Annotated in this window: 13 protein-coding genes; 2 read left to right on the top strand and 11 right to left on the bottom strand. The window is 45.6% G+C overall.

Annotation, left to right across the window (positions count from 1 at the left end; translation table 11 throughout):
• Nucleotides 1-71: 71 nt before the first annotated feature.
• Nucleotides 72-716, bottom strand: coding sequence for a redox-sensing transcriptional repressor Rex (locus FNY66_RS02335; protein ID WP_087152265.1), 645 nt, complete (start codon nucleotides 714-716; stop codon nucleotides 72-74).
• A 270-nt stretch (nucleotides 717-986) separates the two neighbouring features.
• On the opposite strand from FNY66_RS02335, the gene abc-f reads away from it, so the two are divergent.
• Nucleotides 987-2,960: a ribosomal protection-like ABC-F family protein gene (gene abc-f / locus FNY66_RS02330; protein WP_150310176.1), complete on the top strand. Its 1,974-nt coding sequence runs from the start codon at nucleotides 987-989 to the stop codon at nucleotides 2,958-2,960.
• Nucleotides 2,961-3,563: 603 nt separating this feature from the next.
• Here the strand turns inward: abc-f and FNY66_RS02325 are convergent.
• From FNY66_RS02325 to FNY66_RS02295, 7 genes are all read right to left on the bottom strand, one after another.
• Nucleotides 3,564-4,427 carry a DegV family protein gene (locus tag FNY66_RS02325; protein WP_150310175.1) on the bottom strand — a complete coding sequence of 288 codons (864 nt, stop codon included), beginning with the start codon at nucleotides 4,425-4,427 and terminating at the stop codon, nucleotides 3,564-3,566.
• Nucleotides 4,428-4,612: 185 nt separating this feature from the next.
• Entirely contained in the window at nucleotides 4,613-5,980 is a 1,368-nt protein-coding gene (locus FNY66_RS02320; protein WP_087152343.1) for a spore germination protein, read from the bottom strand.
• A gap of 112 nt (nucleotides 5,981-6,092) precedes the next feature.
• Nucleotides 6,093-6,773: a biosynthetic peptidoglycan transglycosylase gene (locus tag FNY66_RS02315; RefSeq protein WP_087152344.1), complete on the bottom strand. Its 681-nt coding sequence runs from the start codon at nucleotides 6,771-6,773 to the stop codon at nucleotides 6,093-6,095.
• 155 nt (nucleotides 6,774-6,928) lie between these two features.
• Nucleotides 6,929-7,441 (bottom strand): dCTP deaminase/dUTPase family protein, encoded by a 513-nt coding sequence (locus FNY66_RS02310; RefSeq protein ID WP_087152345.1) that lies wholly within the window; start codon nucleotides 7,439-7,441, stop codon nucleotides 6,929-6,931.
• A 57-nt stretch (nucleotides 7,442-7,498) separates the two neighbouring features.
• Nucleotides 7,499-8,524, bottom strand: a complete 1,026-nt coding sequence (locus tag FNY66_RS02305) for an alpha-hydroxy-acid oxidizing protein (RefSeq protein WP_150310174.1) — start codon at nucleotides 8,522-8,524, stop codon at nucleotides 7,499-7,501.
• Nucleotides 8,525-8,619: 95 nt separating this feature from the next.
• A complete protein-coding gene (locus FNY66_RS02300; protein WP_150310173.1) occupies nucleotides 8,620-9,795 on the bottom strand; it encodes an aminotransferase class I/II-fold pyridoxal phosphate-dependent enzyme in 1,176 nt (391 codons plus the stop codon).
• Between the two features lie 229 nt (nucleotides 9,796-10,024).
• The gene (locus FNY66_RS02295; RefSeq protein WP_150310172.1) at nucleotides 10,025-10,861 is read right to left on the bottom strand and encodes a glycoside hydrolase family 3 C-terminal domain-containing protein; all 837 of its coding nucleotides are present in this window, start codon (nucleotides 10,859-10,861) and stop codon (nucleotides 10,025-10,027) included.
• A 167-nt stretch (nucleotides 10,862-11,028) separates the two neighbouring features.
• Between FNY66_RS02295 and FNY66_RS02290 the strand changes: the two genes are divergently transcribed.
• Nucleotides 11,029-11,622 carry a helix-turn-helix transcriptional regulator gene (locus FNY66_RS02290; RefSeq protein WP_324613881.1) on the top strand — a complete coding sequence of 198 codons (594 nt, stop codon included), beginning with the start codon at nucleotides 11,029-11,031 and terminating at the stop codon, nucleotides 11,620-11,622.
• 16 nt (nucleotides 11,623-11,638) lie between these two features.
• On the opposite strand, the gene metA is transcribed toward FNY66_RS02290, so the two are convergent.
• From metA to FNY66_RS02275, 3 genes are all read right to left on the bottom strand, one after another.
• The gene (gene metA / locus FNY66_RS02285) at nucleotides 11,639-12,574 is read right to left on the bottom strand and encodes a homoserine O-acetyltransferase MetA (protein WP_150310170.1); all 936 of its coding nucleotides are present in this window, start codon (nucleotides 12,572-12,574) and stop codon (nucleotides 11,639-11,641) included.
• Between the two features lie 213 nt (nucleotides 12,575-12,787).
• Complete coding sequence (locus tag FNY66_RS02280) at nucleotides 12,788-13,117, bottom strand: DUF1540 domain-containing protein (protein WP_087152355.1); 330 nt, start codon at nucleotides 13,115-13,117, stop codon at nucleotides 12,788-12,790.
• An 81-nt stretch (nucleotides 13,118-13,198) separates the two neighbouring features.
• Entirely contained in the window at nucleotides 13,199-14,068 is an 870-nt protein-coding gene (locus FNY66_RS02275) for an aldo/keto reductase (protein WP_087152356.1), read from the bottom strand.
• Between the last annotated feature and the right edge of the window lie 9 nt (nucleotides 14,069-14,077).

The raw sequence follows: 14,077 nt of genomic DNA, 5'->3' as shown, positions 1-14,077 counted from the left end.
TATCACCGCTCCTTTTCATGCTATACTCGCAATATACCCCGCAGCAAGCTGCGGGGTCATTCATCTGATTCTTATTTTTTTCGTGATTCTTTACGACGGCTGATATTATAGGAGAGCTGCATCAGACTGTCTGAAAGATGTACACTCTCAACAACCACATCCTTCGGCAGTGTCAGATCAGTATGTGCGAAATTCCAGATTGCCTTGATTCCGTTTGCCACAAGAATATCAGCCACTTCAACCGCTTTTGTCTTTGGTATCGTAAGCGCTGCAATCTCGATGTCATTATTCGCCAGGAAATCGACAAGTTCATCCATCATACGCACCTGTACGCTCCGGATCGACATCCCCTCCAGCCTGGGATTTACATCAAACAGACTCTTCAAAATGAAGCCGCTTCTCTCAAATGAAGCGTAATTAGCAAGTGCCTGTCCGAGATTTCCTGCTCCTATGATAATAAAATTGTGTGTTTTATCAAGCCCCAATATTTTTCCAATCTCAGTATACAGATATTTCACGTTATATCCGTATCCCTGTTGTCCGAATCCTCCGAAATTATTGAGATCCTGTCGGATCTGTGACGCCGTCACATGCATTTTCTTGCTCAGATCATTGGAAGATATACGCTCTACTCCCTCCTCCAGAAGATCTCCAAGATACCTGTGATATCTCGGCAGCCGGGAAATAACTGCACGGGATATTTTTCTATGCTCCAAATCTTACTTACCACCTTCCACCGCATGGCAATCCTCCAGTCACAATCTTCAGCCTGCTACGGATGGAATTGCTCTTCTATGCGCACCTTTTTATTTATATTCTGTTTTATTATATAAAATAGACAAACTTCTGTCAATTTTTACTTTAAATTAACAGGGCGATATATTTCTTTTTAATCAGTGGTCGGACACTCGTTTTCTTCAAGCGATTTTTTCTTGTTTTTTCGGGCATTTCAGTTATAATGGATATCTGAGAGGAGGAGTACCACTATGATACTCGCATGCCATAATATTGAAAAATCTTTCGGCGAACGCGTGATCGTCCGGGCAGGTTCGTTTCACATAGAGGAACGCGAAAAAGCTGCTCTGGTCGGTATAAACGGCGCCGGCAAGTCTACTATATTAAAAATGATAATGAATGAAGAATCACTTGATGGCGGTGATATTATCCTTGCAAAAGGAAAAACGATCGGCTATCTCGCACAGCATCAGAATATGATTCCTGATGGAACGATCTATGATGAAGTCCGTTCTGCAAAATCTGACATTATTGAGATGGAACAGCGCATACGTTCTGTAGAACTGGAGCTGAAATCACTTTCCGGAAATGAGCTGGAAAGCCGTCTTGAAACATACAATCGTCTTCAATCTGAATTTGAGGCGCGCAACGGATATGCCTGCGAGAGCGAAATCGTCGGCGTACTCAAAGGTCTTGGATTTTCTGAAGAGGATTTCAGCAAGAAGACGGATACGCTTTCCGGCGGTCAGAAAACCCGTGTTGCACTCGGTAAATTACTGCTCACCAATCCGGATATCCTGCTTCTGGACGAGCCCACGAATCATCTTGACTTAAACTCTATTGCCTGGCTGGAGACTTATCTGATCAATTATCCTGGCGCTGTATTTATCGTGTCCCACGACCGGTATTTCTTAAATCGTGTCGTGACAAAAGTTGTAGAGATTGAAAACGGTGAGATCAGGATGTACATGGGGAACTACAAAGCTTATTCGGAAAAAAAGCAGCAGCTCCGCGACGCACGCCTGAAGGAATACTATAACCAGCAGAGAGAGATAAAACATCAACAGGCAGTAATCGAAAAACTGAAGTCTTTTAACAGGGAAAAATCTATCCGCCGGGCTGAAAGCAGGGAAAAGATGCTGGAAAAAATCACTCCTGTCGAGAAACCGGTCGAGATCAATACCGAGATGCACTTTACACTGGAGCCGTCCTGTGTCAGCGGAAACGATGTACTTACCGTGGAACATCTCGCGAAACAATTTGACGGTCAGGTGCTCTTTTCAGATGTCAGCTTCGAGATCAAACGCGGGGAACATGTAGCAATTATCGGGGATAACGGCACTGGTAAGACTACGCTTCTGAAAATACTGAATCAGGTCCAGCGTGCCGATACAGGTTCGTTCACACTGGGAGCCAAAGTGCGAATCGGATATTATGATCAGGAGCACCACGTGCTCCATGACAGTAAAACAATATTCGAAGAGATCTCAGATGATTATCCGACACTGAACAACACACAGATCCGCAATACGCTGGCTGCATTCCAGTTTACAGGAGATGAAGTTTTCAAAGAGATCCGTTCCCTGAGCGGCGGGGAGAAAGGACGTGTCTCTCTTGCAAAACTCATGCTCTCCGAGGCAAACTTCCTGATCCTTGACGAGCCTACGAACCATCTGGATATCGCATCAAAAGAAATACTGGAGGAGGCGCTGAACAACTACAGCGGGACCGTCCTCTATGTATCCCATGACAGATATTTCATCAACAGTACGGCCTCAAGGATACTGGAACTGGTCAATCAGACCTTTGTAAACTATATCGGAAATTACGACTATTATCTGGAGAAAAAAGAAGAACTCACCCGCGCATATGCAGCAGGCAGTGGCAGCATCTCCGGCTCCGCCGGACAAACCGCCGGCGCTCCTTCTATTTCCACTGCTCCAGACACATCTGCGTCAGCTGCCGCTGTTCAGCCCGGCTCAAAACTCAGCTGGCAGGAACAGAAAGAACAGCAGGCAAAAGAACGCAAGCGCAAAAATGATCTGAAGAAAACCGAGGAAGAGATCAGCCGTATCGAAGACAGGAACGCACAGATCGACCACGAGATGACACTCGAAGAAGTCTACTCTAACTCAGTTAAATGCCAGGAACTTGCAGAAGAACATGCAGCAAATGAAAAACGGCTGGAAGAACTCTATGAAATGTGGGAGACTCTCGCAGAGTGAAATTCCGGATTTATCTGACTGAGAAAGAGTCCGCCGGGAGGTATGTATTGTTATCGCACACGTTTTCACTCGGTCGCGGCGTAGCGGTACATAAGAGCGCAGAAGACGCGCTCTAAGTGCCGACGCCGCTCCAACGGTGCGTACACAATACATACCTCCCGGCTGCTTTCTTTCCCATCCCGAAAATCGAATTCCAAACGGAAGGAACAAAGCCGGATCTTTTTCGACTAAGATTCCTTTTCTATCGATAAGCAGAAAAGATTCTGTAAATAATTGTTGAGCTGTCAATCGTTACGATGAGGCTCCGATCTCTTCTTGTTTGTATGAGGATTTATCGAACTGGTTCATGGATGAGAAAGCGTAGAAAAGCAGGCAGATACAGCCGATTTGATGCGCATTCCGCGGACAGAGGAAGAGTGATTCCGGCGACTTTGGAAGAATATTAGAGGAACTTAAAAGCAGGGCGATTGCTAGTTCCTGTTATATTCTGTAACTGGAGTCAGAATCACTCTTTCTCTGTCTGCGGATATGTGAGTTAACTGTACTGTATTCATCTGCTTTGTGCTGTTTTTCTATTATGAACCAGTTCGACAAATCCGAAGTTTATCTCTTATTCCCCATACAGAACACCGCTACTACTCCCGGTCCTGTATGGCTTCCGATCACGGTCCCAATATTATTGATCAGGATATTATCAATCCCCATCTTCTCACGCACAAGTTTTGCTACATATTCTGCGTCTTCTATACAGTCGCCGTGTGTGATCATAATGATATCGTTATCCCACCCTTTCGACTGCTCAACTGCCATATCCACGATCTTGTTAAGGGATTTTTTACGTCCTCTCTCTTTTCCGATCACCTGTAGTTTTCCGTTGTTGTCCATATGTATGATCGGCTTGATCTGCACAAGTGTACCGAGCACTGCCGTTGTCTTTGATACCCTCCCGCCTCTGTGGAGATGGTTCAGATCATCCACTGTCACATTATGGCAGATATGTAGTTTATTATCCTCGACCCACTGTGCAAGTTCATCAATATTCATTCCTTTTTCTTTCTGCTGCAGCGCCTTATAAAGCAGGAGTGCCTCACCCAGACATGCACAGAGCGTATCGATCACAATCACCTTTGCTTCAGGATATTTTTCTTCAAGCATCCCCCCTGCTATCTTCATACTGTTTAGTGTACCGCTTAATCCGGAAGAAAACCCGAGATGCAGGATGTCTTTTCCTTCTTTCAGAAACGGTTCGAGCATTTCTGCTGCCTCCTCAGGATTCACCTGAGAAGTTGTAGACATCTTTCCTTCTCTGAGTTTTGCGAAGAATTCTTTCCCCGTCAGACCTTCCATGTCTGTATATGTCTCACCATCAATCGTATATTTTAACGGAACTACCGGAACACGTCTTTCTTCTAGCCATTCTTTTGGCAAATCTACAGTACTGTTCACCGTAATCACATAATCTCTCATCTTGATTTCCTCCTGATAAAGCTGTTATTCTGCTCTGTGCCGACTATAACACAGAGCTTTTACTTATCTATCATATCACCTTTTATACAGTTAATCAAAATATTTTAACATTTTCAAAAAAATGTTAAATAACAGCGCGGTATATTACAACCGTGCTGTTATGCTGCTAATAATTATTCAGTTATTTAATTCAGCTTTATATTCAAATAGTTCCGCCCGGAAAGGGTTTTGTTAAATACGAGAAAGCAGATGATAAGAATGCAGCCGGCAATAAATCCATACAGATCAAACAGCGCCGTAAGAATAAGGAGCATAAGTCTCATAAATTTTAAAGCATATCCCAGTTCAAAGTTTGGCTGAGTGTAGTTTGCCACCGCCACAAATGCCATATAAAGCATAACTTCCGAATTAAACCAGCCTGACTGTACAGAAAACTCCCCCATAACAATACCTGCGATCACACTCAACGGCGTACTCAGCATGGTGGGTGTATTCATTGCGGCAAGTCTGAGTCCGTCAATGGATATTTCCAACAATAAAAACTGAAAGATCAGTGGAATATTCACTGTGTCTCTTACTGCCACAAATTCGAACACATCAGGCAGCCACTCGAGATTCTGCATGAACAACAGATACAGCGGAGTAAAAAATACAGTTGCTATCGTAATGATCGTACGCGTAACTTTCAGATAAACTGCCGTCACTGTAGGGAAATAATAGTCATTCGCCTCCTCGATCATATCCAGTATCGATGTCGGCAGAATCAGGGCAGACGGCGAGTTGTCGACAAGAACAACTACTTTTCCTTCCAGCAGACATGCTGCGGCTGTATCCGGGCGTTCTGTATATTTGAATTTTGGAAACGGGTTGAACCATTTACGTTTAAAAAGCGCCTCTGCGAGACTCTGCTGATTCATACGCAGATCTTCAAGCTGGAGATTCTCGATTCTTTTTTTCAGATTATCCAGAAGTTCTTTATCCACCCTGTCACTTATATAGCAGACAGCTATATCTGTGCGCGAAGCCTGTCCTGCTTCCATCATCTCCATAATAAGATGAGGGTCTCTTATTCGTCTTCGCATTAAAGCAGTATTAAATACAATCGTCTCTACAAATCCGTCTCTTGACCCGCGCAGAGATTTGTCCTTGTCCGGTTCATCCACGCTGCGCGCAGGATAGGTACGGCAGTCAAGAATAATACATTCTTTATATCCCTCTATAAAAAGAGCCGCCGGACCGGAAAGGACATTCCGTATAACCTGATCAAAATCTTCCGCAATGTCGACCTCTACATAAGGTACGAGCTGCTGTATAAATCCTTCTGCATCTTCCGGCATATCTTTGTCTTCAACAGAAAGGAAAGAGTCCATGATCTTTAACATGACTTCATCTTTGATAAATCCGTCAATATAATAGAACACAGACGCTTTCCCGCCTATAATGATATCCCGTCGGATAATGTCAAAACTCTCTGCTACCGGAAGGATCTCATTCATATATCTGATATTATCCTCAAATGAGGCGCTGAGTTTTTTACTGTTCTTCTCTACCATAGATAGATCCCCTTTCTGCCTGCCGCAATGCCGCCCGGCAACAGCGTTATCTATAGATAGATTGCCCTGATATTCCTGAAATATACCAAACCGGCTTTTATTTCAGAAAATCTCACTCCTTCTCCGAAGTCTCTTCTAAGTATCCTGCTTTTTTCATTTTTTCAATAACCTGCGCCTGACGCTCTCTTGCAAGTTCAGGGCTTGCCGTTGGATTGTAGTTTGTCGGCGCATTTGGTATCCCTGCCAGCAGCGTACATTCATCAAAGCTCATCTCTGACGGAGCTTTTCCGAAATATCCCATTGACGCGTCCGCGACACAGTAATATCCGTTACCGAAAAAGATAGAATTGACATACAGTTCAAATATTTTATCCTTATCAAGAACAGACTCTATCTTAAATGCCATGAACATCTCCGCAACCTTGCGTACCATCTTCTTTTCCTGAGTGAAATACTGATTCTTGGCAAGCTGCTGAGTGATGGTGCTACCACCTTCCACATAGGCTCCCGCCCTGATATCATTGACAAGCGCTCTGCATGTTGCAATCGGATCAAGTCCCGGATGGGAATAGAATCGCTTATCCTCAACTGCGAGCACAGCATCGATATAAGTCTGCGGCAGCTCATCGATCGTTGTATAGTTTTCAATCGACTCGATCTCTGCCGCCATCTCTTCCACGCTTTTTTCATTCAGTGCTTCTCTGTAATCCATGTATCCTTTCACGCAGAGCACCCCGGTCAGGATGACAATGACCAAAATGAGGAAAGAACACAGACGTTTTATCCATTTCATACTGTATAAGTACTCCTTTCATACCTAAAGTATATCGGACAAATCTGTGTTCTTCCATTATATCTTCTTACGATTTTCTTAATTCTTATGACATTTTTGTAAGTTCTTTCTAAAAAGACATGCTAATAGTCCCGATTGGACAGCATCTGCAAGATCTACTTTGTCGTACTGCCAAAGCCGCCGTTTCTCACTTCTGTGGCATCATCATCGAGAGTTATGCCGTACTCCACAAATATCCCCTGCATGAATCCTTCGCCCGCCTTAATGTTCACGGTCTTATCTTCGTTGCTGTCGTTAGTAATCTTCGAGAATATGTGTCCTTCATTGTCTGAATAATAATAGTCACTGTCAATAATACCTACTGTATTATTAAGCTGAAGTCTGTACTTGAACCCGAGTCCGCTCCGCGGATAACATTTGAGCACCCACTCCGGCTCCATCCATACCCGGATGCCTGTAGGGATCTTGATTGTTTCCCCTGGTCTGAGAGTGATATCTGCCGGCGCAAAGAAATCATATCCTGCGCTTCCCGCTGTCGCGCGTCTCGGCAGACGTATCTCATCATAAAGCGCCCTGATTTTATCGTGATCCGTAATGCCCAGAGTGTCTCCCCAGCCCTCCACAAACTGTTCAAAACTCACCTTCTCAAATCTTGCTATTCTCTTCATGTGCTGTTCTCCTATCTTATAATAACATATCACTCACCAGTGCCTTTTTCTCCGCACTTAATTCCAGATCATCTCGCTGTTGATCTCATCAAGCGAAAACGCACCGCACATATGCATTGTGTCTTTGAGTTCCGCGCCGATTTTATTTACATAGGCAGTTATTCCCTCTTCCTGTCCACCGTAAACAGCTGTTACAAACGGGCGTGCGATCAGCACTGCATCCGCTCCGAGAGCAAGAGCCTTAAACACATCGACTCCTGTACGGATCCCTCCGTCCACAAATATCTTCATCTGGCTTCCTGACTCCCGGACAGCCTTTACAACAGACGGCAGAACTTCTGCCGTCGACGGACACTGATCCAGCACTCTTCCCCCGTGATTCGAAACAACAATTCCCTGCACTCCGGCTTCAGCCGCTTTCAGCGCTCCCTTCGGGGTCATAATGCCTTTCAAAATAAACGGGATCTCTGCCATCTTTACGATCTCTTTGAGTTCGTCCACAGATTTACTTCCGGCCGGTGGCGTTAAATTCTGCAGAAATGGAAGCCCCGCAGCATCGATGTCCATCGCCACGGCAAATGCGCCTGATTTTCTGACCAGTTCCATCTTCTCCTTTATAGTTTCCAGATCCCACGGTTTTACTGTGGGGATTCCCTGACCGTTCAGCTTCCCGATGGCTCCTGTCGCCTCGATCATAACATTGTAATCTGTTCCGTCTCCGGTAAAGGCAGCAATCCGATTGTCTGCACAGCCTTTCAACAGGATTTCATTGTATTCCTGGTCCGTATATTTCTCTCCGTAATGCAGTTTCACTGCACCCACAGGCCCCGCAAAGAAGGGATAGGCAAATTTCTTGCCAAACAGATCGATTTCTGTATTCAGTGCTTTCTGTTCACATATCGTATCCATATTAATGCGGATCTCCTGCCATTTCTGGTAGTTGCGCATTGCAAGGTCCCCGATTCCCTTTGCGCCCGGCCCCGGCATTGTGTTTTTGCATGCCGCTCCGTTGCATACCGTACAGGCTTTGCAGTACGGGCCGATACACCCTCTTGCACTCTTTATGACTTCGTTATATTCCATATGTGTTTCCTCTCTTCCTTACTTCTTCTTTAAAACACGATGCTGAACGGAGTTTCCTGCGCTCACGCCTCCGCTGTCTGCTCCGCAGATCCTTTTCATGAACGGAACATTCCCGACTCATCAAGTACGCGGATGATCTCTTCTATCGTATTCTCATCTACTACAAGAGCCATCCTCACATATCCTTCTCCGCCTGTGCCGAACGCACTTCCCGGTGTTACGATCACTCCGGTACGCTCCATCAGCTTCATACAGAAATCAGCAGATGACTCATATCCGTCCGGAATCTTTGCCCACACGAACATAGTTCCCCTGCTGTCGGGCACGTTCCAGCCGATCCGCCGTAAACCTCCGCAGAGGGCGCGGTTTCTTCTCCCGTATTCCTGCCGCTGTTCCTCGATAAAATCATCCGGTCCTGTGAGAGCCGCGATCGCCGCATACTGCACCGGATAGAAGATGCCGTAGTCTATCTGTGATCTCAGCAGACGGAATTTGCTGATAATATCTTTGTTTCCGACTACAAAAGATATTCTCGCGCCGGTCAGGTTATAGGACTTGGACAGTGAATAAAATTCTACCCCCACATCCTTTGCCCCTTCATAGGCAAGGAACGATTTTCCCGGTTTTTCTGTATATGTAATGTCCGAATACGCATTGTCATGCAGGATGACGATATCATTTTTCTTTGCAAATGCGATCAGCTTCTCGTAGAATTCATCCGGCGCGCATACACAGACCGGATTCAGCGGATAAGAAACGATCATATATTTCGTCTTCTTCAGTGTTTCCGCCGGGATACTGTCAAGATCCGGCAGATAACCGTTCTTCTCCTCTATCGTATAATACTGCACATCAGCCTTTGCCATAATACCACTCATCTCAAACATAGGATATCCCGGATTCGGCACAAGGATTACATCGCCCGGATCACAGAAGATCATTCCGATATGAGCCATAGCTTCCTGAGATCCATAGACGGACATAACCTCATCGGTGTCAATTTCTACCCCAAAACGCTTTTTATAACGATACTGTACTGCCTCCAGAAGCTCCGGCAGATCTGCTAGTGAATACTTGTAACTTTCCGGTTTTCCACACGCTTCCTGCATAGCTTTCATTACATGTGGCGCCGGTTTAAAATCCGGAGTTCCCACAGACAGGTTATAGACTTTTCGCCCTTCTTTTAAGAGCTCCTCCTTTTTCTCATTGAGTGCACCAAAGATGCCCTGCTGAAAATTATTTATCAAAGTTGAAAAATGACTGTTATCCACTTAAATTCCTCCTCTTTTGCCGTGCAGACATAAGCCTTGACTCCCGGTATATTCCCTGCACAGCAGGGCTGACCGCTCTTCTGTCAGAATCGCACATAATGGGATTATATCACATTTCCACTCACTTGGGCATAAAAACAGGGCATTTCGCAAAAATTCACGAAATACCCCGGGCGGCAGATAATGTCTTATTTCATAACCTGTTCATTGGTGAGATATTCATCCTGTTTCATCGCTTTTTCAACACAGAGCGGAAGATTTCTGGAGGAATTGCCGACATGGATCTTACCGGAACAGACACTTTTTTAAATGCCCGAAGTTCATGGAGCGGGCGACTGTTCCATGAATCCCACGGATATTCTACATATACCTGCGCTACTTCTTCTCCGTCCACATCGCTTATATTTTCAACAGTAAATGTAATCTCATTCTCATTCAGCTTCAGATCGCTGAAACGGAATTCAGAGTAGGACAAGCCGAATCCGAACTCATAATCCAGCTCAATATGATCTGTATCAAAATGCCGGTACCCTACCATCATCCTCTCTTCATATATGACCGTATGCTCGTTGCCGGGATAATTCTCAAGACTCTTTACGTCTTTTATATGTTTCGGGAATGTTTCAGGAAGCTTTCCTGACGGATTGTTCTCTCCGCAGAGAGTCTTAGCGACAGCCTTTCCCATTCCCTGTCCGGACAGCCATGTGACAAGGATCGCCTTTGCGCAGAACTCCCATTTCCATGTGGCAATGGCATCTGCCGTGCTCAGAACAACAATTACCCTGTCATTGATCCTTCTTGCCGCGCGGATCGCATATTCAAGATTCGGCGGGATCTCGATCGTATTGCGGTCTATGGACTCACTGTGGCAGGCAAAGTTCTGGTTTACAAATACAAGCACTGCGTCCGCGTCATATCCTCTGTTCACGATTTCATTTTCCATCGGGCCGATCTCATTGTGATAAGCATCTGTCTTATCAAGCCCCATATATTCAATGGTGACTCCTTCACCCAGTTCTTCCCTCAGCTCGTCCAGAGGGATATCCGCCTGAGTCGGGTTTGCCACTCTGGAACTTCCCTATTTTCTGGCATTATCATAAAGATGCATTTGAATTTTCCATTCCCGCCAAGGGGACATTCTCATTTTCGACAGAGGAGAAAGACTACGAATTCTCCGGAGGGGAAGTTTTCGTTTCGTTTCCAAATGAGATACACGGAACTAATCAGATTCCTGTGACTGTAGGGGACCTTTACTGGTTTCAGATTGACATCAGCACTGAGAATGACTTTCTCTTTCTGAACAGTGCCGCTGCCCGTCACCTCATTGATCAGCTTAAAGCTCTGCCTCACCATGTCGTTAGGACAGTGATCCGCAGGACAGTTCCTTTTATCCGGCAGACATTTGAACTGGCGAAAGACAATGCAGATCCCTTTCTCATAGCTTCACATCTGCTCTTGTTCCTGCATCTGATTATCAGCTACTCTAAAAGAGAACCATTCCCCATGTCCCCCGACATCCGGAAAGTCTATGAGAGAATCCTTGCAGATCCGTCACAGGAACTTTCTCTGGAAGATCTGGCAGCTACCGCAGGTCTGTCCTGCTCGCAGTTTAAGCAGAAATTCAAGAATCAGCTCGGAGTTTCGCCGCGCCACTTTATTAACGCCCAGAAAGTCGAATATGCAAAAAAACTGCTGACCGAAGGGAAGTCCGTCACTGAAACAGCTATGCTTCTGAACTTTTCGACCAGCAGTTATTTTTCAACAGTATTTAAAAAATATACGATGTATACTCCAAAGGACTATGTACGCAAAAAGCGGAAAACTTAGACTGAAAATCGTAACATCAGTCGCGCTGAGCTGCTGCAGGCGTCCCATACAGATCGTAAGGCGTCGCCTGATATACATAGTAGTTCACCCAGTTCGTATACAGGTTGTTTGCATGTGATCTCCAGGTAAGTACAGGCTTGTTCTCCGGGTCATCATCCGGATAATAGTTCTCCGGTATCTGCGGATTCAGGCCTCGTCCCATATCTCTCTTATACTCTGCGTCCAGAGTCATCCTGTCATATTCCGGATGTCCCATCACGAAGATCTGTCTGCCCTCCTGCGCCATGCACAGAAATACTCCCGCCTGTCTGGAATCCGCCAGAATCGTAATTCTCTCATCTGCCTCCAGCAAGTCCTGCGGTACTTCCGTATGTCTTGAATGAGGCGCCATAAACACATCATCAAACCCTCTCACAAGCGGAATCCTGCGGTTTCTCACGCGGTGCCGGTACACACCGGACAGTTTCTTAGGCAGATCTGCCTTATCGATCCCGTAGTGATAGTAGATTCCTGCCTGTGCTCCCCAGCAGAGGTGCAGCGTGGATGTTACATTCGTCTTCGTCCACTCCATGATCTTCTTGAGTTCTTCCCAGTAGTCCACCTCTTCAAACGGCATCTGCTCTACCGGTGCCCCTGTTATGATGAATCCGTCGAATTTCTTATCGCAGATACTCTCAAACGGCTCGTAGAATTTATAAATATGGCTTGTGGAGGTATTCTTTGACACATGGCTCGTCATTCGCACAAAGGTCACATCCACCTGGATGGGCGTATTGGACAGAGAACGCAGGATCTGAAGTTCAGTGTCCTCTTTCAGCGGCATCAGATTCAGTAGTCCGATACTCAGAGGCCTGATATCCTGATGCGCAGCCCTGTACTCATCCATAACAAATATATTTTCATGTTCCAGTATCTCTTTTACCGGAAGGTCGTTTTGTACCCGAATCGGCATAATAATTATCCCCTTTATACTTTAGTGTGCAGTAAAATTATTATACCGCTTACTTTCCGAGGCAGTCAACAAGTTTTGCAAGCCTCACGAACTTTTCATATTCTACTCCCGGCTCTTACGAAAGAAAAATCAGCCAGCTCACAGGAACAGTTTGTCCAAAATCATAAGAGGACAGGTAATCCCCCGCCCTCTTAATTCTTCTGATATTTTTAATTAACCACAATGGCACTGAAATGTCGCGCATTCGGTTCCGTCGGACGAGCTTGCGCTTCCGCCCTCTACGCTGATCTTTCCGGCATGACATTTGCACTGCTCGTTGTACATACAGTTCGTGGCTTTGCAGTCGATAGCCGAGCGGTCAGACGCCTCATTCATGGAATTCATTGAATTAACATAACTTCCTTCTTTTCTTTCCTGAAAGCTGTCGCAGCATGTCTCCTGCGGATTCTTGGCATTCTCTCCACCGACCTGGATTTTGTCAAGGTCACAAAGATACTGCTGATTGTGTACACATGTCTGTACCGTACATTTCAACTCCGGCATAATGATACCTCCTCTTTCTTCAGATTCAGAATCAATTATGCCCATCTGCCGATAAAATTATACTTTACCGCTCAGTTTTGTTCATATGGCCACCCGCACCCTGTCCGGATGTTCTCCCGACCATCCTGCCTGGGGCATCGTTGCGAGCTTCCAGATGTCTTCCTGGTCCATCTCAAAGGAATACAGATCAAGATTCTCTTTCATTCGATCGATCGAGGAAGATTTCGGCAGAGGTATTATCCCCCTCTGGACTGCAAATTTCAGACAGATCTGCGCCGGCGATACTCCATACTTCCCGGCCAGTTCTTTCACTAACGGCTCTTCCAGAACACGACGCCGACCGACCGGACTCCATGCCTGTACGCGAATATCCCTCTCCTGACAATAATATACTGTCGCTTCCTGGCTGTAACCGGGGTGATATTCGATCTGATTCACCGCAGGTTTTACTCGGCAGTCTTTAAGTATGTTATCGATATGATACGGCAGGAAGTTGCTTAGGCCGATTGCCCGGATCTTCCCTTCCTCATACAAATCTTCCATCGCTCTCCATGTCTCTCTGTCCAGTTGTTTCCACTCCCTGTATCCCGGCTCAGGCAGCGGCCAGTGGATCAGGTAAAGATCAAGATAATCTGTCTCAAGGTTCTCGAGAGTACGGCTGAATGCTCTCTTGACATTCTCGTATCCCATTTCAGTTTTCCAAAGTTTGCTTGCGATAAAAAATTCATCCCTGGAGCGTCCGCTCTCGCGGATTGCCTCCGCCAGATAGGTTTCTGTTTCATAGAAAGACGCTGTATCAAAATATCTGTACCCTGCTTCGATCGCCATCCGTATCACATCTGCATTCTTTCCATCAGCTGCCTTATATGTTCCGAACGCTATGGCCGGTATCTGTACACCATTATTCAGTATATAGCACTCTTCTTGTTTCAATACATTATCTTTTTTCATTTTTATTTT

The organism is Mediterraneibacter catenae (genome assembly GCF_008691045.1).
GTDB lineage: Bacteria > Bacillota > Clostridia > Lachnospirales > Lachnospiraceae > Mediterraneibacter > Mediterraneibacter ornithocaccae.
This window is presented reverse-complemented; position numbering and strand designations above follow the sequence as displayed.